This is a genomic window from Acinetobacter sp. NIPH 817, assembly GCF_000368405.1.
In the GTDB taxonomy this organism is placed as follows: Bacteria; Pseudomonadota; Gammaproteobacteria; order Pseudomonadales; family Moraxellaceae; genus Acinetobacter.
This window is the reverse complement of record NZ_KB849420.1, coordinates 1997731-2023352: the sequence shown is the minus strand read 5'-3', so window position 1 is coordinate 2023352 and position 25622 is coordinate 1997731. Positions and strand designations below refer to the sequence as shown.

Sequence of the window (25622 nt, the reverse complement as noted above, 5' to 3'; positions counted from 1 at the left end):
TGATTGAAAGGTTATGGTACGTTCGAATTCAGTTCAAAAAAAAGTAGAAGATGAGCCTAAGTTAAGTTACATGATTGCTCGTGTTGACAGAATTATTAGTAAACATTTAACAGAACATTTAAAAGAGCTTGAGATTACCTTGCCGCAATTTACTGCGCTTTCTGTTTTAGCTTCAAAAAGTAATGTATCTAATGCCAAGCTTGCTGAGCGGTCTTTCATTAAGCCGCAGTCGGCCAACAAAATTTTGCAAGATTTACTGGTGAATGGCTGGATTGAGAAAAAACCAGACCCAACACATGGCCGCCGTATTTTAATTACGCTGACTGAAAGCGGTGTTGATAAGCTAAATAAATGTAATGAAGTTGTTTTAAAAGTCGAAGAAAAAATGCTGGAAGGTATTGATATTAACTTGGCTTATTTAATTCGTAACAACCTCGATATTATGGTGAATAATCTTAAAAACCTTTAATCGAGTGTAGGGTGCGGTTTAATTTCTTAAACTCACTAGAAATGCTTAAGCACTGATTCACACAGAAAATTTATTTCATTTTACAAATGAACTTGCTAGCATCGAAGTGACGTTTTTGGTGATGTGTGGCAGCGAATGTCTTCAGGACAACAAGTTTTACTTAAACTAAGAAAAATGATTATTTCAGGGGAACTTGAAGGCGGTGCCAGAATTGCCGAAATTCCGACTGCCGAGTTACTTGGCGTTTCAAGGCAGCCTGTTCGTATTGCCTTTCGGTTGCTCGAGCAAGAAGGCCTCCTCATTAAAAACCCAACTCGTGGTTACACGGTTCGTGAAATTTCAGAACAACTTGTTCATGATGCACTTGAAGTGCGAGGTGTGCTGGAAGGATTGGCTGCGAAAACTTTGGCAGAACAAGGCTTAAGCGAAGAGCAGAAAAAGACGCTGCAACATTGCATTCAAGAAACTGAAAAACTCTTTAATGATAAAGACGAATTTGGCGATGTTGAACTAGAACGTTATCACCATTTTAACGTCATCTTTCATGACACGATTATTGAGGGCGCACAAAACGTCGCACTCATACAAGCTTTAGCAAAAAACAATCAATTGCCGATGGCTTCTGCTCAAGCCATTACCTACGACCAGAACCAAGCTTTGTCGGAATATCGCCGTTTGCACTATGCGCATTTACAGCATTGTTCGATTTTCGATGCGTTGGTACATCGTCAGGCAGGGCGTGCTGAAACTTTAATGCGTGAACACAGCAGTGTAGTAATTTTGGGTGAAACGCTAAAGAATGTTCTCAGTGCTTAAGCTGAAATAAGTTCCTTTATATTTGAATAAAGGAACTTTCGAGTTAAAGTTCAATCACAAGATGTTTAGTTTTTGCTCGAGAACAGCAGGGCGTAAATTGGTCGTTCAAAGCATGTTCTTCATCAGTCATGAACATATCACGATGATCGGGTGTACCCCCTACCACGCGGGTAATACAGGTACCGCAAATGCCTTGTTCACATGAAACAGGAATATCAAAACCATTTGCAATTAATGCCTCAGTAGCAGTCTGCTCTGGTAATACTTCAATTCGACGGCCCGTACCTTTAACTTCAATCGTGAAAGCTTCATCTTTGGACGTATCTACTTTTTGAGCGACAAAATGCTCTTGATGTAACTGTTCGTTATGCCAACCTGCTTGTTCGGCCGAGTTCATGACAAACTGCATAAACCCTGTAGGTCCACACACATATAAGTGTTTATCAGGTGAAGCTTGGCCCAAAACCTCTGCCATATTACATTCCGTGTCTGGTTGGTCTTGAATATGAAAATGAACTCGGTCACCAAAATGCTCGGTTAAGTTGCCATAGAAGGCAATCATTTCATGACTACGAACAAAGTAATGTAATTCAAAAGGAATATTGGCCGACTTAAGTCGATACGCCATCGATAAAATAGGGGTAATACCAATACCACCCGCAAATAAAACCGCCTGCTTTGTGTGAGGGTGAATTTCAAATAAATTACGCGGCTCACCAATCTTTAAATGGTCGCCTTCGCGGTATTCAGTGTGGATGCAGCGTGAGCCGCCGCGTGAATTGGCATCATGTAAAACGCCAATCACATAACGGTGCTTTTCAGTGCAGCAGTTTGAAAGTGAATATTGGCGAGTTAGGCCGTTTTTCAGATGCACATCAATATGTGCACCTGCTTCAAAACTTGGCAGCTCCGTACCATTTGCTGCAATCAATTCAAAAGCACGAATGGTCGGGGTGAGCTGGTGAATTTTTTGAATAATAACGTCCATGTTCATGCTCCGTTAAATAATCCGTATGTTTGGAAACTTCTGCGCGGACGTTTCAGGAAGTGTTTTATTTTCTTCGGCAAGTAGTCGCTCAATCACTTTACGAGACTGCACACCGCCTGCGTCGATGTTGAGCATCAGTAACTTGCGATGGGGGTTGTTTAAAATATTTTGCTGCTGTTGCTCCAGCATTTCTAAATCTTCAGTAAAGATTTTGCCTTGGCCTTCACGAATTTGATCGGTGAGTTCAGCATTGTCAGGCTGGAAGTTGCGTGCCATTCCCCAGAAATACCAATGTGAGGTTTCAGTTTCCGGCGTAATAAAATCGACCACAATTGAAGAAACTTTTTTGTCATTTGGTGCGTTATATCCACCATGTCCAGCATGTGCTACACCCACTTCAATATGCACATTACTTGGCGCAAAGAAATGGCAACGTTGCCAACGGTCAACAGGAACGTCATCTGCTAAGTGATTGCCACGAAGAGCCATTTGCCAAAATGGAGGTGCGATCACATTTTCCATATAGCGTTCGGTAACTACATGGTCGCCATCAACTTTAGTCACAGGCAATGATTCATCAATCTCTTTTTGCCCAATACTACTTGAGTGAACATAAGTTTCGTGGGTTAAATCCATGAGGTTATCGACCATCAAACGATAGTCACACTGGATGTGAAACAGGCCTCCGCCATAACTCCATTCAGGGTGATCTGCCCATTCTAAAGTTGGAAGTTTTGCTTCATCTGCTAAAGCTTTCTCGCCTGGCCATATCCAAATAAAACCAAACTTTTCAATAACTGCATATGCTTTGTTGCAAGGAAAACCGTTAACACGTTGAGCTGGCATTGAAACAGTTTTTCCGTCACACCCCATCACTAAGCCATGATAACCACACACGAGATTGCCATCTTCGACATAACCAAGTGAAAGTGGGGCACCGCGATGGGGACAAAAATCTTCAACGGCAGCAACTTGGTTTTCTTTGCCACGATAAAAAACAATTTTTTCACCACAGATGGTGCGACCTAGTGGTTTGTCTTGGATTTCTTCTGGGCGGCAGGCTACATACCAAGTATTTTTAATAAACATTGTGACGACTCCTTATCACTTATTGGATCCAATTTATAATAAATAAAAATAATGGTCAATTGATAAGCAGTATATTTTTAAAAAAATATTGTTCTTTAAAATTAATGGAATTGTATTTTATGTTTGCTAATAAAGGCTTTTATATTTCTTTGAGTTTTCAGGAGGAAATTTTTATTAATCTTAATTTGGATCCATAATGGCTATGGTTGAGGCCATTATGGAGAGTGATAATTTAGAAATTAACGGTGTAGTGAAGCATCATGCGCTGTTCATCCAGACTTTTGCCGTGTTTGGTATCGTAGTTAATATTTAAGAAAAGAAACTTAAGATTTTTAATCCAAGCATTGAGATCATATTGAACCAGCACATCACTTTCTTGCTCAAAATCATTTTGATTCATGGTTTGAAAAGAGTCGCCATAAATATATTTATAGGTCACTTTTAGACCCTGGATGTAATCTTTAAATTCATACGAGGCAACGAAATGATAAGACTTTTCATCTGCTTTGGTAAACGCGCCTAAGGTCCAGTTCACCATGTGCGGGATAGGCATATTGTCGAGTTTTGGAATACCATCTTTACCAAAGTTTTCTTGATAGCCAATGCCGGTTGTAAAGTTGCCATGTTTGATGAAATGCATGGCCCCTACAGATGTATTGTCATATTCACCAAGCTTTGATTTCCCGACATCGTCGTGGCGAAACACACGTAATTTTGTGGTGTGCTGTTTTGTCCATTGATAATCAAAAGCAAAGTAACTTTGATTAATGAGATCGGTTAAGTAACCATTATAAAATTTCCAGTCGTATCGAGGTGTTTTCCCATCCCACTGGAAAAAGTAAAGCCCATCAGATTCATGTTTTGAGATGGCAAGTTTCTGATAATCCTCTTCATTTTTTGGCGAATAGCGGTTAATCAAACCCAGCTCGAAATTTTGTTGTGGGGTCTTATATTTTAATTCCAAGCCTTTGTAGTTCACGCGCAATTGATGTGTATCGACTTGTGGCGTAAGTGGTGAATCGGGAGTGATTTCACCTACATTCATGCGAAAGTTTTGATATTCAATTCCAGTCCCTAGACCATATTTAACTTGGTCTTGTGCTTGTTTCTTGGTATTAGGGTTAAAGGGTAGGACCATATCATTGGTGTGTTGGTCGCTACTTAGGCGATATGCGTATTGAATGCTTGGATTGAGGTGTAGCTGAACCTCATTAAGTTTTGTTGACCAGTCACCACGATAGATCAAGCCTTGGCTCAGGCTATGAGTATCGGGACTAGTGCCATTTTCATATTGTCTGTCGAAGTTGAATGTTTTGAGTGTGAGTGTATTTTGAAAATTAACATTTGCTTCACTATGAACTAAACAGCAGGCAAGGGTTGTCCCTGAGAATAAAATCCCATAAATAAAAATATGCTTCATTTTTAAATCCGTTTAAAAGCGTTTTACTGTTCTAAATCCGACATGGCTGGTTGCAAGGTCGAGTTCCTGTGGATGCCTCGCGGCAGCACGATAACGCGCGCAATAATTGGTCGCGCATAAATAAGATCCACCTTTAATGGTGTATTGCAAAATCTGTTCGTGACTTTGCCGATACTTCGATGGATCTCCCATATGATGATCCCTTGGACCTGTATAGGGTGTTTGCGTCCATTCCCATACATTGCCGATCAAGTCATATAAACCAAATGGGTTTTTACTAAAACAGCCAACAGGGGCAACATCCTTAAAACCATCTTCCTGAACATTTTTGTATGGAAATTCACCTTGCCAGAAGTTGGCTACAATATGGCCTTCATGAGTAGGGCCAATATCGGAGTTTTGTTGAAAACCTTTGGCTGCATATTCCCACTCAAGCTCAGTCGGTAAGTCGTGACCCAGCCAGTTTGCATAAGCATAAGCATCATTCCATGTCACCATCCGAACGGGCTCATGAGGTGCTGGTTGTTTAGGGTTATTTAGGCCCCATGGGTGTTTCCAATTGGCACCTTTTTCAAATCGCCACCACTGTAGTTCTTCAACTGGATGATCTGGCTGTACAAACATAGCTGCACCACCTTGCTTTTCTGCATCGGTGACATAACCCGTTTGCTTAACAAACTCTTGAAATTGAGCATTGGTGACTTCAGTTGCATCAATTAAAAAAGCGGGAACTGAAGTTGCCTGTAAGTTTAATGGGCGTTCATCTTCATAACCTTGTGTGGTGCCTAAAACAATTTTTCCTTGCGGAAGTTTGACCATACCAGCTTCTTTATTTTTAGGCCAACTCGAAGGAAGGCCTGAATAAGAAGAACATTTAGCTTGAGTACCTAAGTCGGATAAGGTGGTCTGTTCTAGTTGAGGCGTGGTTTTTTGGCATGCACAAAGTAATAGGAACGATGAAAGCATCATGATCTGTTTCATCTGGTTTTCTCTACTTTTTGTTGTATTGCTCAAAATCCACGACACCATTTTCATCGGCATATCTTAGATATTTATCGTTTAAGACTTTGACGATCTCGGAATGTTCTGCGTAAACATTATGTTGCTCATTAAAGTCTGTTTTTAAGTTGTAGAGTTCCCAGCCGTGGCTTTTAAATTTAGAAGGTGAGTTTTCAATGAGTTTCCATTCATCATTTTTAGCGTAGCGGCTGCCATGTAATTCTTTGAAGTCATAATAATTGACAGGTCGAATACGGGCGTTATTGTTTTTAAAAGCAGGGATTAGACTAAAGCCAGATGGTTTGATTTTGGTGCTTGTGGCCGGATAAATTTGATTATTTTGAATGCCAGCTAGCTCCATCACAGTTGGGAATATATCTCTGACTGTCGCAAAGTTATTGTTTATTCCACGTTGTTTAGAAATTTGCACAGGCGATTTAACAATAAATGGAACTCGCACACCGCCTTCTGAAGCGGCGGACTTCCAGTGGGTAAATGGTGTGCTACTTACTTCGGCCCAGCGTGGCCCCATATAAACATATGAGCTGGCGTTGCCTATATTTTCATAACGATTGTCAGCATCACCCATTGGGAAATTGTGATCACCACCTTCAGCGCCGTTATCTGACATAAACACAATCAAAGTGTTGTCATATAAATGATGCTTTTTAAGATACTGAATGACATCACCCACGCGATCGTCTAACTGAGTGACCATGCCAGCATAAACTTCCATTTTGCGCGCTTCATATTTGCGCTCTTGTGGGGTGAGTTCATTCCAGCTTTGGGTCCCTAAAGCTTGATTGCCGCGCTCGACTGGATATTCTGCATTTGCAGGAATTAATCCTAATTTCTTTTGACGTTCAAAGCGTTGTTTGCGAATTGCATCGTAGCCTTGATCGTATTTACCTTTGTATAAGTCTCTATAATGAGCAGGTGCTTGTAATGGCCAGTGTGGAGCCGTATAGGCGAGGTAAGCAAAAAATGGTTTTTGTGCTTTATTTTTATCTAAGTACTCAAAGGCTTTTAGTGTAAAAAAGTCGGTTGAGTAGTAGTTGTCAGGCAAAGTAACCTTTTGACCATTTTCAGTGTACTGGGTGTTACGCGGATAGTTTTTAGGTTGGTCTTTAAAGTGTAAATCGAAGCCATCGAGCAGGGCAAAAGATTGATCGAAACCACGGGCTTTAGGGTTTTGTTCGGGAGCATAACCTAAGTGCCATTTACCGACCATGAAGGTGTAATAATCTTTAGTCTTTAAAATTTCTGCGAGTGTATAAGCATTTTGCGTTAAGTGACCTGAATATCCATCAATTTTGAGTAGTGCACGCGGACTATCGGCGCCAACCAATTTTTCTTGTCGTTTTGACGTTTCATACATGGCACCTAAACCCACCAAGTGGTTATCTGCACCTGTCATAAGTTGCGCACGTGTCGGTGAGCACATTGATGAAGCATGAAAATTAAAAAGCATTTTTCCTTGCTTTAACAGGCTATCAATATGAGGAGTTTTAATTTCGCCGCCATAGGCGCTAATGTCTGAAAAACCAAGATCATCGGCCAAAATAATCATGATGTTAGGTGGTTGTTGATTTTTTGGAGGTGCTGCTTGCGCTGTGTAAAACAATTGGCTGGCAAAAAAAAGTCCCAATGTAAGCTGGCTTACTCTTTTGAGTTTCATAACAACAATCCTTTGAAGTTTGAAAATGCATCTTGCATTCCATAAAAATAAACTGAACTTTTTTGGCTAAAAAATGCTCTGGAATCGATCATAATAGATTTTTTAATATGGATCCATAAAAATATTAAAGCATTCTAATTTTATGTTTTTAATAATTTTATACTTATATAATTTATGTGTTTATAGAGTTTTTAATAATACGTTTATAATTTTAGTTGATTTTTTGGATCCAAATATTCAGTATAGAAAAAGAGCAGGATGCTCCAAAACAAATATTCCTCTAGGTCATTATGGATACGGATATGCATAACCACCCAATCGCTCTTATCGGCAATGTCGTGTGTATCTCTTATCCACATTGGGAGATACACAAATGGAAAGAGACGTTCTAAGTGAGATCAATCAAAACAACATGAGCCGCTATCAATGGTTCGTCATTTTGATCTGTATTTGTCTCAATATTATTGATGGCTTCGATGTGATGGTGATGGCTTTTACCGCGCCATCGGTGTCAGCAGAATGGTCACTTTCAGGGGCGCAAATTGGCTTGTTGCTCAGTTCTGGCCTTTTTGGAATGGCTGCCGGTTCCATTTTTCTCGCACCTTTAGCCGATAAAATCGGTCGTCGTTTACTCATCTTGGTTTGTCTTGTCATTGCAGGTCTTAGCATGTTGGGCTGTGCTTTAGTACAAAGCCACGGCATATTAGCTGCACTTCGGTTTATTACCGGAATTGGGGTAGGTGGGATTCTTGCCAGCAGTAATGTGTTGGCGAGTGAATATGCCAATGCTCGTTGGCGTAGTCTTGCAGTGAGTTTGATGTCTACTGGTTATGGAATTGGCGCGACACTCGGTGGAGTGCTATCACTGGCATTGATTGAGCATTTAGGTTGGCGTTCAATCTTTTTAGCAGGTGGGGTGACTACCATTGCAATGCTGCTAATCAGCGCATGGTTATTACCAGAATCTTTAGATTATTTACTCGCGAAACGACCAAAACAGGCACTAGAACGAATTAATGCAACTGTAAATCGTATGGGGCTTAATGAATTACCAATTATGCCGCGTTATGAAAAAATCAGTACGCAAAATGGTAGTGAACTAGGCAAATTATTTGCTGGACAACTTGGATTTCAAACACTTTGTTTGTGGTTTGCATTCTTTTTAGTGATGTTTGGCTTTTACTTCGTGATGAGCTGGACACCAAAAATTCTTATTTCAATGGGGATGTCACCACAACAAGGTGTAAGTACCGGTATTTTAATTAGTATTGGTGGGATTTTCGGTGCAGCCATTATTGGTTTATTGGCATCACGCATGAAAATTTTCTATGCCTTAAGTCTATTTTTAGGACTAACGTCTGCATGTGTTTTCCTGTTTGTCGCAGTCTCGGCTCAAGTGAGTATTGCTCTCATAGTCGGCTTATTACTCGGCACACTCATTAATGGCTGTGTGGCAGGTTTATATTCGATTTCTCCAACAATTTATGATGCCGAAATTCGTAGTCGCGGTGTGGGCTATGCAATTGGTTTTGGACGAATTGGGGCAATTTTATCGCCAACGGTCGCAGGCATTTTTCTGGATAAAGGTATAGCACCCGCAACACTGTATGCCTATTACGGTGTGGTGTTTATTTTGGCTATTTTCCTGATTTTAAGTTTAGGTAATGCTTTTTACCGCAGTCAAAAAGAGCAAAACTACTCTCTTAAAACAGCACCTTAATCCATTAAAAATTAAATAGTTGAGATAAAAAATGAAAAAGACACCATTATGGGTGGGGGTATGCTTGTGCCCATTATTTAGTCAAGTTGTGCATGCCGAGTTTATTGCAGACAGTAAAGCTGAGCTGACACTACGTAATTTTTACTTTGACCGAGACTATAAAAAAGACCCATATCCCTATACAGCAGCCAGAGACTGGGCGCAGGGTTTAATTTTTAAAGGACAGTCTGGTTATACCGAAGGGACAGTTGGGTTTGGTGTAGATGTACTGGCAATGGCAGGTTTTAATCTGATGGGAAGCCGTGCTGATGACTATGCGCGTAGTGGATTATTACCAGTGAATACCGATAACTCGCGTGATGATTATTATGGAAAAATTGGCATTACGGGGAAGGCTAAATTTAGAAAAAATGAGCTTTTTGTAGGGGATTTAGTTCCACAATTACCGACTATATTTTCATCGCCAGCACGTTTGTTTCCACAGACTTACCGTGGTATCCGTTTTGTTTCAAATGAAATTCCAAATCTTCAACTCGAAGGCTTTTATGTTGATGAAGTGCGTCAGCGCGATTCAATTCGTTATACCGATGTTGGAACAGACAATATCAACCATCGTTTTGACAAAGCGGCAACTACCGATTCTTTTTATACATTGGGTGGAAGCTATCAGTTAAAGGACTATCGTCTACGGGCTTACCATGCTGAACTCAAAGATATTTACCAGCAACAGTTTTTGGGTTTTAACGGTAAGCAGCCTTTAAATGATCAGCTTAATTTTTTAAGTGATGTACGTTTTTTTAATAGTGAAGAAACTGGAAGCAAAAAAATAGGAGAAGTCGATAACCGCCATATTAGTGGTTTATTTGGTTTGAACTATCAAAACCATACAGTTTCTTTGGGCTACATGCAGGCTTTTGGTTCAACTGGTCTGCCATTTTTGTCAGGAACAGAAAGTCCAGTCGTGCTTGATTTTATGAGCTCTGACTATTCAAATAAAGACGAAAAAGTCTATTCGATTCGTTACGAATATGACTTTAAAAATGCGCGACTAGGTGATGTTTCGTTAAATGGACTACGCTTTATGACCCGCTATGCAAAAGGCGAAGACATTGATTTATTGCAATACGGCGATCAGCGTTTTAAAGAAGAGTCGATGGAATTTGATTTGGGCTATAAAATTCCTGAAGGTAAGTTGAAAGGTTTGGGAATGAGAGCTCGTTTTTCTCACTACCGCAACGATATGCCAACGAATATGACATTCCACTCGGCAAATGAAACGCGTTTGAATGTCGATTACACCTTTAAATTTTAATGATTAATATTTAACTAAATTTAAGACAAGTTAAAACATTGTGACCATCAATGTTTTAACTTTAGTTATCAACTGCACAAAATCACTCTATAATAGCGCCAATCTTATTAAAGCCAATTGAGTCTCTCATTAAACACATGGCTTTAATCTCTCATTTTTTTAAGTCAATTTCTTCGCTGTGATTCGGCTTATTTTTCAATATTTAGAATTTTATGTGTCTGTGCTGACACATAAAAATATTTAGGTGCCAGCATGGAAATCAAGGTTAATTATCTCGACAATCTTCGACAGGAAGCTAAGTTCGATGACTTTACGGTAATTGCCGATCAACCAATTCGCTACAAGGGTGACGGTTCGGCACCGGGCCCATTTGATTATTTTTTAGCATCATCAGCATTGTGTGCAGCGTACTTTGTAAAAGTGTATTGTGCCGCTCGAGATATCCCAACCGATAATATTCGTTTATCGCAAAATAATATTGTTGATCCTGAAAACCGCTACAAACAAACATTTAAAATTCAAATTGAATTACCAGCCGATATTTCAGAGAAAGATCGCCAAGGGATTATACGTTCGATTGACCGTTGTACTGTTAAAAAAGTGATTCAAACGGGTCCTGAATTTATTATTGAAGAAGTCGAAAGTATTGATGCAGATGCACAAGCCTTGCTATTGCCAAGCTTAACTTCTGAAAACCATACTTATATTCAAGGTAAAGACCTGCCACTAGAAGAAACCATTGCCAATATGTCAGCTATTTTGGCAAATTTGGGCATGAAGATCGAAATCGCATCTTGGCGTAATATTGTCCCAAATGTATGGTCATTACATATTCGTGATGCACAATCTCCGATGTGTTTTACCAATGGTAAAGGCGCGACTAAAGAAAGTGCTTTAGCGTCAGCATTGGGCGAGTTTATTGAACGTTTAAACTGTAATTTCTTCTATAACGACCAGTTCTGGGGTGAAGATATTGCCAATGCTGAATTTGTGCATTATCCAGATGAAAAATGGTTTAAACCGGGTCCAAATGGTGAATTGCCTAAAGAAATCTTAGATGAATACTGTCTTGAGATTTATAACCCAGATGATGAGCTACTTGGCACACATTTATATGACACCAACTCAGGCAACGTAGAGCGTGGTATTTGCTCGCTACCTTTTGTGCGCCAGTCTGATGGTGAAGTTGTCTATTTCCCATCAAATTTAATTGAAAACTTGTACTTAAGTAATGGTATGAGTGCTGGGAACACTTTGGCAGAAGCTCAAGTTCAATGCTTGTCAGAAATTTTTGAGCGTGCTGTTAAACGTGAAATTTTAGAAGGTGAAATTGCACTTCCAGACGTTCCTGAAGACGTATTAGCAAAATACCCAAGTATTGTTGCCGGTATTAAAGGTTTAGAAGAGCAAGGTTTCCCTGTATTAGTTAAAGATGCATCACTAGGCGGTCAGTTCCCTGTAATGTGTGTGACTTTAATGAACCCACGCACGGGTGGTGTGTTTGCATCTTTCGGTGCGCATCCAAGTTTTGAAGTTGCGTTAGAACGTAGTCTGACTGAATTACTTCAAGGCCGTAGTTTTGAAGGCTTAAATGATTTACCTCAACCGACTTTCCAAAGTAATGCGGTCACTGAGCCAAACAACTTTGTTGAGCACTTTATTGACTCAAGCGGTTTGGTCTCTTGGCGCTTCTTTAGTTCTAAATCTGACTACGACTTTGTGGAATGGGATTTTTCTGGCGAAGACGAAGAATCGAATGCAGAAGAAGCTGCAACATTATTCGGCATTCTCGAAGAAATGGGCAAAGAAGTATATATGGCAGTCTATGAGCACTTAGGTGCGACTGCTTGCCGTATTTTAGTACCAGATTATTCAGAAATTTATCTTGTTGAAGATTTGATTTGGGATAATACCAATAAAGCACTTTCATTCCGTGAAGATATTCTAAATCTACACCGTTTAGATGATGAGCAGCTTGAGGCGTTGGTTGAGCGCTTAGAAGAATGTGAGCTAGACGATTACACAGAAATCACCACGCTGATTGGTATTGAGTTTGATGACAATACAGTTTGGGGACAGCTCACAATTTTAGAGCTGAAATTGCTGATTTATGTTGCTTTACAACAGTTTGAAGAAGCAAAAGAGCTTGTCGAAACTTACTTGCAATACAACACCAACACCGTTGAGCGTGGCTTGTTCTATCAGTGCATGAACGTGGTGCTTGAAGTGATGTTAGATGAAGAACTAGAGCTTGAAGATTACCTTACGAATTTCCGCCGTATGTTTGGTGATACACGAATGGACGCGGTATTAGGTTCTGTCGATGGTAGCGTTCGTTTCTATGGTTTAACGCCAACAAGCATGAAACTAGAAGGACTTGATCGCCATTTACGTCTGATCGAGAGCTATAAAAAGTTGCATGCAGCTCGTGCTAAAGCCGTAGCGATGTAATTTAAAAAGCGAAATAAAAAAAGCCTATTTAAAAATAGGCTTTTTTTATAAAACAAATTGCTAGATTAAGCAGAGACTTTTGCTAGTTCTACAGTTTCTAATTGATGATCTTGCTGCTCATCCAAAGTATGTTTAGCTGGAATATAAGACATTGCACGTTCCGCAAGAGCTGTAATGGTAAGGCTTGGGTTAACCCCCAAATTTGCACCTAACATTGAGCCATCTACAACATATAAGTTTTTATAGTTAAAGACACGGTTTTGTCCATCTACCACGCCACGCTCTGCACTTGAAGCAATTGCACAGCCACCCATACAGTGAGCTGTAAAAGGCACGTTAAACAAAATTTCAGTAATGGTCGTCATTGGGTGACCATTAAACATTTTTGCGACCTTTTCAGTAAATGCATTGGCCTGCGGAATATAAACAGGTAGCTTTTTCCCTTCGCTCGATAACACCTTACCAAAAGGCCAGAACCAATTACGTTTCAAGCGCATGTTAATGGAGGCATCTGCTGTTTGCATCACTAAGAAAATTAAAGTCTGACGTGCAAAACTGACAGGGTTACTCATGCGAAGGAAAATAAATGGATGGCAGATTAAGGCCCATAACCAAAAGAATATACGCGTCCAACCCGGTTTACCTTTAGCCATGTAAGTACACATGAGGCCCATGGCATCTGAACCAGTTTGGTAACGCGTCGCTTCAATGTGAGTGTCATGGTCAAGGTAAATACTTGAACCAATGGCAACACCTTTACTCATGTCGACATCTTTACCAAAAAAGCGAACGCCTAAAATCGACTCAGCATTGGTACGTACTCGGTTACCCAAGTCATCAGAAATATTTGGCAGAGAACCGGACTGTTTTAAACGGAACAACATCTCTTGAGTACCCAAGGACGATGCCGAGAAAATCACATTACGAACACGCCAAGTACGGCGCTGTTTGTTAAACCATGAGCTTGAACACTCAGTCGTGACTTCATAGCCATCACTGCCATCGGCTTTACCATTGAGTGGTTTAACATCAACCACTTTGGTTTCTTCATAAACCTTGGCACCATTTTTTTCGGCAAAGTACAAATAGTTTTTATCTAAGGTATTTTTTGCGTTGTGTTTACAACCCGTCATACAGCCGCCACATGCGGTACAGGTTCCGCGGTCTGGACCTTCGCCGTTAAAATAAGGGTCTGGGTAGGTCTTGCCGCCTTGTTCACCTTCGGGTGGAAAAAAGGTTGCAACACGAGTCGGTTTAAATGTATGCCCAACACCGACTGCGTCGCCCATTTTTTTTAGCATGTGGTCGGCAGGACCGAAAATTTTATTATCAGTCACCCCAAGCATACGTTCTGCTTCAGCATAGTGCTGTGGCATTTCTTTTTTCCAGTCCGCCGCATCTGCCCATGTGCCTTCATCCCAAATATGTTCAGGTGGGACAAGTAGGGTATTGGCATAGGTAATTGAGCCACCGCCTACAGCATTACCGCAAATAATGGTGACATGGCGAAAAAAACGCATGTTGAAATAACCGAAAAGTTTCATGCCCGGGCGCCAAATCCAGCGGCGGGTATTCCAGTTATTTTTAGCAAAATCTTTAGCTTCCCAGCGTCGCCCCATTTCCATTACAGCAACAGAGTAGCCCTTTTCGGTTAGACGGCAGGCAGAAACACTACCACCAAAGCCTGAACCAATAATGAGGTAATCATAGTCATAATTGTTTGTTGTCATGCCGAGGACTCCTCTCTGGCGATATTTTTATATTGACTGTGTATGTTTATCAATGAATTGCCCAATGCGCTCAATCGAGTCATTAGATTCATTTAGTATACCCGCGTGGAACTGAAAAACATGTCCGACTCGGTCATAAACCTTCAAGTTCGTCGGAATACCGTATTTTTCAGTTTGTTCAGCAAGGCGTTTTGCATCGTCTAATAAGACTTCTTCTGTACCGACATGAATTAAAACAGGCGGTAATCCAGTTAAGTCGGCATAGAGTGGGGAACAGGTTGGATCGGTTGCCGATTTTTGTCCGCAATAGTTTTTTGCACACCAAGCTAACCATTCCTCTGACAACATCGCATCTTGAGCAGCATGAGTTTTGATGCTGCTTCCAGAAAGGCTTAAGTCAACCCAAGGTGAAAGTAAAGCTAATGCCGCTGGTAACGGTAACCCCGCATTTCGTATTGCAATTGCAGTACTTAAACTCAGTCCGCCGCCAGCAGAATCCCCAGCGATTACGAGTTTTTTCGGATCTTGTCCTTGAGCAAGTAAAGCTTTATAAACTGCAATTACATCTTCAATAGCAGCAGGGCTTGTGTGCTCTGGGGCTAGGCGATATTCAGGTAACCAGACTTGTGCTTGAGCTGCATGTCCGATTTGAGCAGCAAGCTTAGTGTGACTTTTTGAGCTACCCACCACATAGCCTCCGCCATGTAAATACAAAATGCCGCGTCCTGATTGAGTCGTTTTGGGCTGAATATGGACTGTCGGTACTTGAGCGATGGTTTGCTTTTTTGTTTTATAGCCACGTGGCCCAAGCACAATTGCACTGGCTGCATCGCTACAAAAACGTTGTAGCTTTAGTGGTGTTTTAGGGGATAAAGCTGGACGTAGTGTGGTACGAATAGTCCATGCAAGAAGCTGCTTCATAATAAGGACTCATACTAAGCCTAATGACAGTCAGCATCTCTTAAAATGAAGAGTATGCTGACCACTGTTTTTATTTTGCTGATTTGTTGAGTAGACGAGTTTGCAAGGCAGTCGCGGTTGCAAAAATCTTTTGGTAACCCTGTGGAAGAATACGTTGAATGACATCAACAGCTTTTGCATCGGCTCCAATAAGTAAACGGCGGCGGTCCTTACGAACAGCTTCTAAAATTTGTTGAGCGGCATCGTCAGCAGGGGTGCGAAGTAATTTATCGAAAGCATCCTGACTTTTTAAAGGATCCATTCCTAAAGACTGGACGCTATTATTCATGCGGGCAGCTTTGGCAATATTGGTACGAATACCACCTGGATGCACACAGGTCGCACTCACTCCAGCATTTTGCATATCGAGTTCTTGGCGTAATGATTCAGTAAAACCACGAACGGCAAATTTACTGGCGTTATAAGCACTTTGGGTTGGTTGAGCTGTTAAGCCAAACATACTAGAAATATTAATAATATGTCCGTCACCACTTTGCTTTAAGTAAGGCAAAAATTCTTTGGTGCCATAAACCACGCCCCAAAAATTAATACCAATCAGCCATTCAAGGTCTTCGTAGCTCACACCTTCAGCCGTACTACCTATTGCGACACCAGCATTATTAAAAATCAAATTAACTTGGCCATGTTCATCTACAACTGCCTTTGCCCAAGTTGCGACTTCATCACGCTTAGCCACATCGACTTTCTGAGTGGTTACCTTGACAGAATAGGGTGCTAACAGCTCGACTGTTTTAGCTAATCCAGCTTCACTAATATCGGAAAGTGCCAGATGGCAACCTTGTTTTGCGAGTGCAATGGCAATTGCTTGTCCAATACCAGAGCCAGCACCTGTCACAGCTGCGACTTTATTTTTAAAAGACTTCATAAAATTCTCCGTTTATTTTTCTCATTTCCTATGGTGAAGCTTGTTTAAGAAATAGCCGAAACCTGACTGTAGTTTTCAATATCGAAGCGACGAGTACGTTGACGATATTCAAGGGTAAAACCCGGCCAGTTATTGGTATTTTTGCCATCAGCAGTTTGATACCAACTGGTACAACCTTGTGCCCAGACAGTTTTTTTCATTTTTTCTTGAATACTTTGATTAAACTCATGTTGAACTTCTGCACGAACATTGGTGAACAGAAGTTTGTTTTGTAGGGTTGTTTGAATGGCATCTAAAATATAATTTACTTGGCTTTCAATCATATAGACAATTGAGTTGTGCCCAAGATTGGTGTTTGGACCATAAAGCATAAAGAAGTTTGGAAAGCCGCTCACAGTTAAGCCGAGATAAGCTTCTGCACCATCTTTCCATGTGTCTTTTAAGGTACGACCATCAAGACCTGTAATCTGCATTGGCGCCATAAATTCCGTTGCGGCAAAGCCTGTACCATAAATAATGGTATCGATTTCACGTAGATTTCCTTTCGCATCTAAAATGCCGTTTTCGGTAATTTCCTGAATGCCCGTATTAATCACATCGACATGAGCTTGAGTCAGTGTTTCATACCAATGGTTAGAGATTAAAATACGCTTACAGCCAATTGGATAATCTGGCATTAAACGATGACGCAACTTCCCATCTTTGACGACTTTACGGATGTGACGCTGGAATAAATATTCGACCAAAGGCATTTCATTTAATGAAGTGGTAAAGGCCAGCAAACGAATTTCATGATGACCATATTGCAAGGCACGGTCTAGACTTTGCAAAATTGGTAATTTACGGAAAGCCTTTTTCTCTAAAGGTTGGTAAACCCGATCTGGTTTAGGAATCACGTAGGGTGCAGAGCGTTGATAAACATCGAGATGAGCAACCTGTTTTGCAATTTCAGGTACGAACTGAATTGCACTTGCACCTGTACCGATTACCGCAACACGTTTGCCAGTTAAATCATATTCATGATCCCAACGTGCTGAGTGAAATGCTTTACCTTTAAAGTTTTCAATACCTTTAAGTTTTGGATAGGCAGGGCGGTTGAGTTGGCCTACAGCGCCCACTAAGAATTCAGCTTCGAACTGTTCACCAGAAGTACTTTGAATGTGCCATACACCTTGCAGAGCATCAAATTCTGCACTGGCTATTTCAGTATTAAATTGAACATGTGGACGAATATCATATTTATCCGCACAGTGGCGTAAGTATTGATAAATCTCTTGAGATGTTCCGTAGCGATTTTTCCAGCCCAGCTCTTGCTCAAAAGAAAAAGAATAAAGATGAGAAGGCACATCACATGCAGCACCTGGATAGGTATTGTCACGCCAGACACCGCCGACATCGGCAGCTTTTTCAAATAGGGTAAATTGTTCAAAACCTGCTTGTTTGAGACGAATGGCAAGTCCTAGACCACCAAAGCCAGTGCCAATAATAGCGATGCGTACATTTTTATTTGAATTAGTCGACGAATTAAACATAGGCTGCTCTAAATCCTTAAAAACAGTGGGCGAAAGAATCGCAATTTCCTGTATGCAGCATAATCGTTTATTAACTTGATTTAGAGGATGGATGAGGACAAAATATTGTGATTCGAGGACATTTTTGGATGGTACAGTGACGTACGCATGGGCATTTGAACGCAGTGTACATAGTGTTCGGTTAATGGCTGATTTTGCAGTGGAATCAGGCATTTCTTATCAAACCATTTTAAAAGGAACTGGAATTAGCCAGCAGCAGTTGCTTGATCCCAATATGGTAGTTTCGGGACATCAAGAATTACAGCTCATCCATAATTTAGTCGAACTCTTTGAAGATCGGCCAACTTTAGGTTTAGAAGTAGGTACACGTTATCATTTCACCACATTTGGACCTTTAGGTATGGCGCTTATAAGTAGTGCTAGTATCCGTGAAGCGCTTGATTTTGCACTGACTTATTTTTCATTAACGTTTGCATTTACCCGTTTTATTGTTTCAGACACTAAAGACGGTCCCCTTATTGAACTCACAGATGAAGATATACCATCTTCGGTTAGACAATTTATTATTCAACGTGATGCCGCCGCGCTTATTACGGTACAACGCGACCTTGTGCAAGATAATTTTTGCCAGTATTTGGCTTTTTCTTTTCAGCCTAAAGGTGATGTACAACCTTATATAGATTTATTTGGTATCTTGCCAGAGTTTGGCGCAGGTCGGAATTTTGTTCTACTCGATGCGCACAAAGTTGACCAAAAGTTGCAGATGGCCAATGATCTTGTTTTAAATACAGCCGAAGAGCAATGTCGGCAAATTCTCGATAAACGTCAGTCACAAAAGAAGTTCACGGCATTGGTACAAAGACAATTGATGAATATTCGAGGTGAAATGCCATCCATGGAAGTGGTTGCTGATCGATTGCATTTAAATGCTCGCACTTTACGTCGCCATTTAGCGCAAGAAGAGATGACGTTTATCCAGATTCGGGAAGAAGTTAGGCAAGTTTTAGCAGAGCAATATTTGGCATTACCAAAAGCTTCGGTTGAGCAGATTGCAGAGTGGTTAGGCTATGCAGAAACAGCCAGTTTTATTCATGCTTATAAAAGATGGCATGGCAAGACACCTCATGCCATGCGCTTAAACAATCAATAATTAACAGATTTTATTTATTCAAACGCAAATGTAATAAACGCGTTGCTGAGGTGTGACGAATCTCATCTGTTCGTGCATTAAAATAACGTTCAGTAATTGCTTCGCCTGAAAGATCTTCGACTACTTCAAATCCCATTTGCTCCACGGCCTGATGTAAATCTATTGGTTTAAATTGCCCCAATAAAGGTTCTTTCAGCAAGTGGGTAAACTGTGCAACGCCCATACTTCCAAGTCGCTCAATACCGTGTAACTCTTGGAAATCGGTTGAATAGTCGAGTACAACTTCACTACCGTTTGCAGCAAATTCCGCAATACTTTTCAAAGTTTGTAGGGTGGTTTGAGGGTTTAAGTAATGGGTCGTTCCTAACCAAGAAAAAAATGCAGGAGCGGATGGCTGATACAAACTTCGGGCTAGTGCTTCTAAAATTGACTCTTTTTCAAAGTTAATTGCGACAAACTCAATGGTAGCAGGAATATTTCCTAATTTTTTTAGCTTGGCCTGTTTGGCTGCTTGAGTGTCAGGATGGTCCACTTCAAAAATTTTCAAAGCAGGGTAATGGTGCGATTCACGTAGGGCAAAAGAGTCTAGGCCAGCACCCACCAATACATATTGTTGAGTGTTCTGTTGAACTGCCTGATCAAGTAAATCTTCGGCATAACGCGAGCGCCCGACCACTTGCCCAGTAAGTAGACCTAAAGTACGGTTTAAAACCGCAGAATTCATGACTTTAACAATCAGTGGGTTAGAGAGCAGTTTTTTCCAGCCTTTACTGGTTAGTTCAAAAGCATAAGGATCTGAAAATACAGGGTTCTTCGTATTTTGAAAATGATTGGCCCGTAATGCAGCAGCAGCTTCGGCGGTACGACTTGATTGACCTTCTTTCATCTTTATCCTGTTTTTTTATTTCTTGAAGATATTCAACGAAGAAGGCAGTGTATTTCATGAAAATCTAAAATACACTGCCTATTTCTTACAACTGATTTGATTGAAATTACAAATTAGTGAGTTTTTGTGGTTTGATACGTCACTTCATAATCTTTCAAATCTACTTTTTTCAAACGTTGTTTCAGCTTTTTCAATGACCAAGGCCATGCAGCAAAGTTACGTCCGTTGGCATCAAGGTAGTAACTCTTACAGCCGCCGCTATTAAATACAGTCGTTTTTAGGTGTTTTTGCACTAAATCGTTATGCTTTTTAATCACATCAGATTTAACATTTATCTTGCTAATTCCTTTGTTTTTAATTTTCAATAAGCCATCTACGATATAGTCGAGCTGTGCTTCTGCCAAACCAATAAAAGAGTCATAGACCAGTACGTTAGGCCCTAAAACTAAAAATGCATTTGGTACATTTTCAATGTTGGTCCCCAAGTAAGCCTCTGGTGAGCTATCTTTCCATATATCTTGTAAACATTGACCTTTTTCATTATGGACACGTTTACCAATTGGCGGGTGAGATACTTCAAAGCCTGTACCCCAAATAATCACATCAACTTCGTGGCGCTCACCATTTGCAGCAACTACCGTATTGCCTTCAACTTTCACTAAACCATGAGGGATTAGGGTGGTGTTTGGTGCTTGTAGCGCTGGATAATAATTGTTAGCGAATAAAATACGTTTACAACCAATATCAAAGTTTGGCGTTACGTTTTTACGTAGCACAGGATCATTAATCTGTAATTTAAGTAATTGCTTACCCAATACATTTACTGGTTTTAATGCAAGTGGATTACGTAAACCAAAGTTAATTGCATTCAGCGTTAACGCTACACTTTTACGCCAGCTCGCCTGAATAGACGGATATTTAGCAATCACTGATTTACTAAATTCACCTAAGTCTGTATCTGGTTTTGGTAGTACCCAAGGTGCTGTACGTTGGAATACAAACAGCTCTTTCGCTTTTGGTTGAATTTGTGGCACAAATTGAATGGCAGATGCGCCAGTACCAATCACGGCAATGCGTTTACCTGTCAAATCATAATCATGGTTCCATTTAGCAGAATGGAACATTTCGCCTTTAAATGTTTCTAAGCCTTCAAGACGTGGAATTTGAGCTTCGGTAATTGGACCTGTGGCAAAAATAACGGTTTTAGATAAATATTGACCAGTACTAGTATCAAGTACCCACACATGACGTGAGTCATCCCATGCTGCGTTGAGCAGTTCGCTATTAAACTCAATTTTAGACGTAACATTAAACTCGTTACTCACATCTTCCAGATAGCTTAAGATTTCTGGTTGGCGCGCAAATAAATGGCTCCATTTTGCACTTGGTGCAAATGAGTAGGAATAAAGAGCAGAGGGTACATCGCAACCACAACCTGGATAGGTGTTTTCACGCCATGTTCCACCCACGCGGCCAGCTTTTTCAATAATCTTATAATTGGTATAACCAACTTGATCTAGGCGAATGGCAGCAGCGATCCCTGAAATGCCAGCACCCACAATAAAAGTATCGAAAATATGGTTTGGTGATTTGACAGCTTTTTTTGCTGAAGCATTTGTTTTCATTTGAGCAGTCATATGTGTACTACCTATAAATTTCTTATTTAAATAATTTGTACGATGTGCCAAGGAACTTGTTATACAAGCTTGGAGATGCACGTTTCATGAGCCAGAATAACTTTGCATCAATTTGAGGAATGGTATACAACTCATCCTGATCAAGGCGATTAAGCGTTAATCTTGCAACATCGTCACTTGTCGTTAGGGCATAGTTCATCAGAGCATGGTCTGCTAGCTTTGAATAACGTCCGGGAATTCGACCATTTTTAATGATATTGGTTGGAACCAGCGTCGGGCAGAGTACATTCACTTTAATATTAAACTTATGCAGTTCAGCTGAGAGCGTTTCTGAAAGAGCACGTACACCCGCTTTAGTCACGTTATAAGCGGTCATTTCTGGTGCAGCAGTGTAAGATGCAGCAGAGGCCACATTAATAATCGCGCCGTAACCTAGCTTTTTAAACTTTGGAACAAAGGCATGGCAACCGTGAATAACACCCCAAAGGTTAATATTCATAACCCAATTCCAGTCTTCTAGGCTTAGCTCATCAAACTTACCACCCAAACCGACACCAGCATTATTAATGACAAGAGTCACAGGATGCCCAAGTAAGATTTCAGCAGTTTCAGCTAGATGATTAACCTGTTCAGCATTACCCACATCACAACGCATAGCAAAAGCTTTGGCGCCTTCTTGTTCAAGAAGTTTTACTGTTTCTTCAGCAGCTTCGAGATTAATATCTGCACACACTACGCTGCCACCACGTTTCGCAAGTTCCATTGCAAAACTTCGACCAATCCCACTGCCTGCACCCGTTACTACGGCATAAGCTTTTTGGCTTGGTTTAACTTTCTTTTTGCCAAATAAAATCATGATTCATCCATAAATAGCTTGAAGAGATACCAGCTATCTGTTCGATAGCTGGAAATACAGGACGATTAAGACATGCGTACTGGTGGGGTAAATTCTTTAACAAAGTAAGGTGCAATTGCACCGCCTTCGGTCAGCAATTTCTTTTTGTAATACTCAAGATACTCAGTTGTATCATGATCATTCGGATGAAAGTCTGGACGTAAGTAGTCAAGAATTTGACCAATCGTACTACCGAATACGCCATCTTTTGGACCAAAGATTAAGCCTACACCGCGACGCGCATCTTTCCAGAATTTTAAAGTCAGCATCTCTTGCGGCTTTCTTAAAACAGGAACAAATAATGTAGTGGCAGGAATTAATCCTAAAATGGTAATGAGAGCTAGAATGAAACCAGAAGCTCGTAATGGATAGCTGCCATTTAAGATTTGATAAACATCATAGGCAATATCTTTATGTTCAGATTCTTCAAGCATGTGCCACATCCACAACGCACGGCTTTTCTCATCATTTGAGTAGTAGAAATTCTTTTCATGCTTCATCATGTATTCAGCGAGTACCGCAGTAAAATGCTCAATACCTGCCATCATTGACAATTTTAGTGGTTGTGGAAATTTCAAAAATACATATTTAAAGAAGTTCGAACCAAGAAAACGATATAGCGCAACAGGATATTCAGCATCTTGAAGAGCATCGTTATATTCATTGTGCAATTTTGAGTGAATTGCTTCTTGGCCAATCAGCGAAGTAACGCGCTGTTTCAATATAGGATCTTTGATAAATTCACGGTGATGACGAGCGGTTTCAATTACCAGATCCTCACCATAGGTTAAAAACACCGAAAGTGTGGCAAAAAATAAAGTAGCAAATTGGTTGTCCATATAGAATCTGACATCAATTTCCTTACCATCGAAACCAATATTTAAGTGACGAATTGGGATAGAACTTTTGCTAGCAAAATCGGGCACTTCAATTTCACGCTGAAATTTAAGTTTGTTGAATGATTTTTTAACTGCGGTCGAGATCATGGCGACACCCTGAGGCAAAGTAGTGGTGCATTTTGATGAAAATCGATAAACTCAATGATCAACAAAGCACTATAAAATTCCATTTTCAAAAACAGATGATTTTCTGCATTGACTACGGTGTTGTTGCTCCGTTATTTGTTTGATTATTTGGCTGAATAACGGAAGAAGAGCCGATGTAGACAAGAGTTACTTAATGACTCTTCTTTAATTTTTTCATATTAATCTGACATTATGTTCGGATTCAATTCGGGTAAATTTTTAAATATATAAAAGTATTTTGTAGACATTTTTTGCAGTAAAATTTTTAATTGATTTGATTTTATATATTTGAAAAATAATAAATTAATTTGTATTTAAGCTAATAAAATAGCCACTTGAAACACATATTCACTCATGGCTCTGGGAATGTTTTTCTAAATTTTTTTTCGCTAAGTTTGACAACTATTCGGATTTTGTTTTTTTATTTCTACCCAGTCGAATTACATGCTAATCTGACTTTATGTTCGGATTATTGATTAGATCGTATGACTACGCGTAAACCTCGTCAAACTCGAGCCAAAGTCACTGTCGACACGATTATTGAAGCAGGTTTTATTGCAGTGGCACTTCATGGACCAAGTGGTACTACAACACGTCATATTGCAGAAATTGCAGGCGTGAGTGTCGGGTCTTTATATGAATATTTTAAAAATAAAGAAGAAATTTATGATGCGATGAATCATTTTTTTGTTCGGGAAATTCTGGACATGATTACAGAGCTTACGCCGACGATTTTACAGCTGGAATTAGAGCCTGTTATCGAAATGATTTTTTATACTTTTAGTGATTTATTAAAGAAAAATAATGACCGTTACTTAACCGTTTTACGTTATGCAGGAGAATTGCAGTACGATAAATACATTCCCAAAATTGAACAGGCCTTAATGGAAGTCATCATGAAATATATGATGCACAATCCTAAATACCTAAAAATCAATAATTTGCCTGTAATTACTTATATCTGTATTAACAGTGGAATTTTTAATATCGCGCGGCATCTTATTTTGCCAAACCCTTATATTAGTTTTGATGAAATGGTGCAGGGGCTAACCACGATGATTATGAGCTATATTAATACAGAGATGGCACGTTCAGAAGAACATTGAGCTGAGTTAGAATTTTTATAAGTCCGATCAACAATAAACAAGCCCCCACATAAATTTTATGCGAGGGCTTAGTTGCATTATGGCATGGTTGGAACTTCTTCAGGACGCATATCGAAAATCAAAATTTCGGCGTTATCACCATTGGTAAACGATAAACTTCCGCCTTCACGAATACGTGCAGCATCGCCAGTGTTAAATGTTTTACCATTTACATCAACACGACCTTTAGCAACGTGTAGATAAACATATCGACCCTCAGGAATCACAAATTCAGCAGTTTCTTCACCATCAAAAAGACCTGAGTAAATATTAATGTCTTGTTTGATCGATAAAGTTTTCTCGCTACCTTTCGGTGAGATGATCAAATGCAATTTACCGCGTTTGTCTGCTTCATCAATATGAACTTGTTGATAGCCCGGGTCTGTATTCACTTCATTTGGAACAACCCAAATTTGCAAGAAATGAACGCCTTCTTGAGCTGAATGGTTAAATTCACTATGAGCAACACCACGACCTGCACTCATGAGCTGAATGTCACCTGGCACAATCACAGAGCCTGTACCCATTGAGTCTTTATGCTCTAATGCACCTTCAAGTACATAGGAAATAATTTCCATATTGCGGTGAGGGTGAGTACCAAAGCCTTTAGATGGAGCAACGTTATCATCGTTAATTACAAGTAGATCAGAAAAACCAACTTGTTTAGGATCCCAATAGTTAGCAAATGAAAAGCTATGTTTTGATTGTAACCAACCATGATGTGCTGCACCACGCTCGTGAGATAAACGCATATCAAACATGATGTATTCTCCTGATTTAATTTTCTATCTGAGCGTAGTTTATCGTAGCGTTTATTGTAATAAAGCACTGAAA

21 protein-coding genes are annotated in these 25622 nt (G+C 40.1%); 7 read left to right on the top strand and 14 right to left on the bottom strand.

Annotated elements, in window-relative coordinates:
• Window positions 1-13: 13 nt before the first annotated feature.
• Window positions 14-469 (top strand): MarR family winged helix-turn-helix transcriptional regulator, encoded by a 456-nt coding sequence (locus tag F968_RS13265; protein ID WP_004793816.1) that lies wholly within the window; start codon window positions 14-16, stop codon window positions 467-469.
• Between the two features lie 123 nt (window positions 470-592).
• Window positions 593-1285: a GntR family transcriptional regulator gene (locus F968_RS13260; protein ID WP_081399546.1), complete on the top strand. Its 693-nt coding sequence runs from the start codon at window positions 593-595 to the stop codon at window positions 1283-1285.
• A gap of 43 nt (window positions 1286-1328) precedes the next feature.
• Here the strand turns inward: F968_RS13260 and F968_RS13255 are convergent, their stop codons facing one another.
• From F968_RS13255 to F968_RS13235, 5 genes are all read right to left on the bottom strand, one after another.
• Entirely contained in the window at window positions 1329-2273 is a 945-nt protein-coding gene (locus F968_RS13255; protein WP_004793812.1) for a PDR/VanB family oxidoreductase, read from the bottom strand.
• A 12-nt stretch (window positions 2274-2285) separates the two neighbouring features.
• On the bottom strand, window positions 2286-3362 hold the full coding sequence (locus tag F968_RS13250) for an aromatic ring-hydroxylating dioxygenase subunit alpha (protein WP_004793810.1): 1077 nt from the start codon (window positions 3360-3362) through the stop codon (window positions 2286-2288).
• 232 nt (window positions 3363-3594) lie between these two features.
• A complete protein-coding gene (locus F968_RS13245) occupies window positions 3595-4782 on the bottom strand; it encodes an OprD family outer membrane porin (RefSeq protein ID WP_004793809.1) in 1188 nt (395 codons plus the stop codon).
• A 12-nt stretch (window positions 4783-4794) separates the two neighbouring features.
• Entirely contained in the window at window positions 4795-5748 is a 954-nt protein-coding gene (locus tag F968_RS13240) for a formylglycine-generating enzyme family protein (RefSeq protein ID WP_081399666.1), read from the bottom strand.
• A 25-nt stretch (window positions 5749-5773) separates the two neighbouring features.
• Window positions 5774-7459, bottom strand: a complete 1686-nt coding sequence (locus F968_RS13235; protein WP_004793806.1) for an arylsulfatase — start codon at window positions 7457-7459, stop codon at window positions 5774-5776.
• Window positions 7460-7832: 373 nt separating this feature from the next.
• On the opposite strand from F968_RS13235, the gene F968_RS13230 reads away from it, so the two are divergent.
• From F968_RS13230 to F968_RS13220, 3 genes are all read left to right on the top strand, one after another.
• The gene (locus F968_RS13230) at window positions 7833-9179 is read left to right on the top strand and encodes an MFS transporter (protein WP_004793804.1); all 1347 of its coding nucleotides are present in this window, start codon (window positions 7833-7835) and stop codon (window positions 9177-9179) included.
• 31 nt (window positions 9180-9210) lie between these two features.
• The gene (locus F968_RS13225; RefSeq protein ID WP_004793803.1) at window positions 9211-10491 is read left to right on the top strand and encodes an OprD family outer membrane porin; all 1281 of its coding nucleotides are present in this window, start codon (window positions 9211-9213) and stop codon (window positions 10489-10491) included.
• Window positions 10492-10743: 252 nt separating this feature from the next.
• Window positions 10744-12942, top strand: coding sequence for an OsmC domain/YcaO domain-containing protein (locus F968_RS13220; protein ID WP_004793801.1), 2199 nt, complete (start codon window positions 10744-10746; stop codon window positions 12940-12942).
• 65 nt (window positions 12943-13007) lie between these two features.
• Here F968_RS13220 and F968_RS13215 read toward each other — a convergent pair whose 3' ends face one another.
• The 4 genes from F968_RS13215 to F968_RS13200 all read right to left on the bottom strand — a co-directional run bounded on the left by F968_RS13215 (window position 13008) and on the right by F968_RS13200 (window position 18050).
• Window positions 13008-14672, bottom strand: coding sequence for a GMC family oxidoreductase (locus F968_RS13215; protein WP_004793799.1), 1665 nt, complete (start codon window positions 14670-14672; stop codon window positions 13008-13010).
• Window positions 14673-14699: 27 nt separating this feature from the next.
• Window positions 14700-15593: an alpha/beta hydrolase gene (locus F968_RS13210; protein ID WP_004793797.1), complete on the bottom strand. Its 894-nt coding sequence runs from the start codon at window positions 15591-15593 to the stop codon at window positions 14700-14702.
• Window positions 15594-15663: 70 nt separating this feature from the next.
• A complete protein-coding gene (locus tag F968_RS13205) occupies window positions 15664-16518 on the bottom strand; it encodes an SDR family NAD(P)-dependent oxidoreductase (RefSeq protein ID WP_004793795.1) in 855 nt (284 codons plus the stop codon).
• A 44-nt stretch (window positions 16519-16562) separates the two neighbouring features.
• Entirely contained in the window at window positions 16563-18050 is a 1488-nt protein-coding gene (locus tag F968_RS13200) for a flavin-containing monooxygenase (RefSeq protein ID WP_004793793.1), read from the bottom strand.
• Between the two features lie 136 nt (window positions 18051-18186).
• Here F968_RS13200 and F968_RS13195 point away from each other — a divergent pair, with 136 nt between their 5' ends.
• Entirely contained in the window at window positions 18187-19200 is a 1014-nt protein-coding gene (locus tag F968_RS13195) for an AraC family transcriptional regulator (RefSeq protein ID WP_034596331.1), read from the top strand.
• 10 nt (window positions 19201-19210) lie between these two features.
• Here the strand turns inward: F968_RS13195 and F968_RS13190 are convergent, their stop codons facing one another.
• From F968_RS13190 to F968_RS13175, 4 genes are all read right to left on the bottom strand, one after another.
• Complete coding sequence (locus F968_RS13190; RefSeq protein WP_004793790.1) at window positions 19211-20086, bottom strand: class I SAM-dependent methyltransferase; 876 nt, start codon at window positions 20084-20086, stop codon at window positions 19211-19213.
• A gap of 113 nt (window positions 20087-20199) precedes the next feature.
• On the bottom strand, window positions 20200-21723 hold the full coding sequence (locus F968_RS13185; RefSeq protein WP_004793788.1) for a flavin-containing monooxygenase: 1524 nt from the start codon (window positions 21721-21723) through the stop codon (window positions 20200-20202).
• A 22-nt stretch (window positions 21724-21745) separates the two neighbouring features.
• Window positions 21746-22579: an SDR family NAD(P)-dependent oxidoreductase gene (locus F968_RS13180; protein WP_004793787.1), complete on the bottom strand. Its 834-nt coding sequence runs from the start codon at window positions 22577-22579 to the stop codon at window positions 21746-21748.
• Between the two features lie 65 nt (window positions 22580-22644).
• Window positions 22645-23604, bottom strand: a complete 960-nt coding sequence (locus F968_RS13175) for a metal-dependent hydrolase (protein WP_004793786.1) — start codon at window positions 23602-23604, stop codon at window positions 22645-22647.
• Window positions 23605-24128: 524 nt separating this feature from the next.
• Here F968_RS13175 and F968_RS13170 point away from each other — a divergent pair.
• A complete protein-coding gene (locus F968_RS13170) occupies window positions 24129-24749 on the top strand; it encodes a TetR/AcrR family transcriptional regulator (protein ID WP_004793785.1) in 621 nt (206 codons plus the stop codon).
• A 77-nt stretch (window positions 24750-24826) separates the two neighbouring features.
• Here the strand turns inward: F968_RS13170 and F968_RS13165 are convergent, their stop codons facing one another.
• Window positions 24827-25549, bottom strand: coding sequence for a pirin family protein (locus F968_RS13165; RefSeq protein WP_004793784.1), 723 nt, complete (start codon window positions 25547-25549; stop codon window positions 24827-24829).
• Window positions 25550-25622 lie beyond the last annotated feature (73 nt).

Coding starts and splice junctions, on each gene's coding strand:
- F968_RS13265 (WP_004793816.1), top strand. CDS start 14: ATGGTACGTTCGAATTCAGTTCAAAAAAAAGTAGAAGATGAGCCTAAG.
- F968_RS13255 (WP_004793812.1), bottom strand. CDS start 2,273: ATGGACGTTATTATTCAAAAAATTCACCAGCTCACCCCGACCATTCGT.
- F968_RS13250 (WP_004793810.1), bottom strand. CDS start 3,362: ATGTTTATTAAAAATACTTGGTATGTAGCCTGCCGCCCAGAAGAAATC.
- F968_RS13245 (WP_004793809.1), bottom strand. CDS start 4,782: ATGAAGCATATTTTTATTTATGGGATTTTATTCTCAGGGACAACCCTT.
- F968_RS13240 (WP_081399666.1), bottom strand. CDS start 5,748: ATGCTTTCATCGTTCCTATTACTTTGTGCATGCCAAAAAACCACGCCT.
- F968_RS13235 (WP_004793806.1), bottom strand. CDS start 7,459: ATGAAACTCAAAAGAGTAAGCCAGCTTACATTGGGACTTTTTTTTGCC.
- F968_RS13230 (WP_004793804.1), top strand. CDS start 7,833: ATGGAAAGAGACGTTCTAAGTGAGATCAATCAAAACAACATGAGCCGC.
- F968_RS13225 (WP_004793803.1), top strand. CDS start 9,211: ATGAAAAAGACACCATTATGGGTGGGGGTATGCTTGTGCCCATTATTT.
- F968_RS13220 (WP_004793801.1), top strand. CDS start 10,744: ATGGAAATCAAGGTTAATTATCTCGACAATCTTCGACAGGAAGCTAAG.
- F968_RS13215 (WP_004793799.1), bottom strand. CDS start 14,672: ATGACAACAAACAATTATGACTATGATTACCTCATTATTGGTTCAGGC.
- F968_RS13210 (WP_004793797.1), bottom strand. CDS start 15,593: ATGAAGCAGCTTCTTGCATGGACTATTCGTACCACACTACGTCCAGCT.
- F968_RS13205 (WP_004793795.1), bottom strand. CDS start 16,518: ATGAAGTCTTTTAAAAATAAAGTCGCAGCTGTGACAGGTGCTGGCTCT.
- F968_RS13200 (WP_004793793.1), bottom strand. CDS start 18,050: ATGTTTAATTCGTCGACTAATTCAAATAAAAATGTACGCATCGCTATT.
- F968_RS13190 (WP_004793790.1), bottom strand. CDS start 20,086: ATGAAAGAAGGTCAATCAAGTCGTACCGCCGAAGCTGCTGCTGCATTA.
- F968_RS13185 (WP_004793788.1), bottom strand. CDS start 21,723: ATGACTGCTCAAATGAAAACAAATGCTTCAGCAAAAAAAGCTGTCAAA.
- F968_RS13180 (WP_004793787.1), bottom strand. CDS start 22,579: ATGATTTTATTTGGCAAAAAGAAAGTTAAACCAAGCCAAAAAGCTTAT.
- F968_RS13175 (WP_004793786.1), bottom strand. CDS start 23,604: ATGATCTCGACCGCAGTTAAAAAATCATTCAACAAACTTAAATTTCAG.
- F968_RS13170 (WP_004793785.1), top strand. CDS start 24,129: ATGACTACGCGTAAACCTCGTCAAACTCGAGCCAAAGTCACTGTCGAC.
- F968_RS13165 (WP_004793784.1), bottom strand. CDS start 25,549: ATGTTTGATATGCGTTTATCTCACGAGCGTGGTGCAGCACATCATGGT.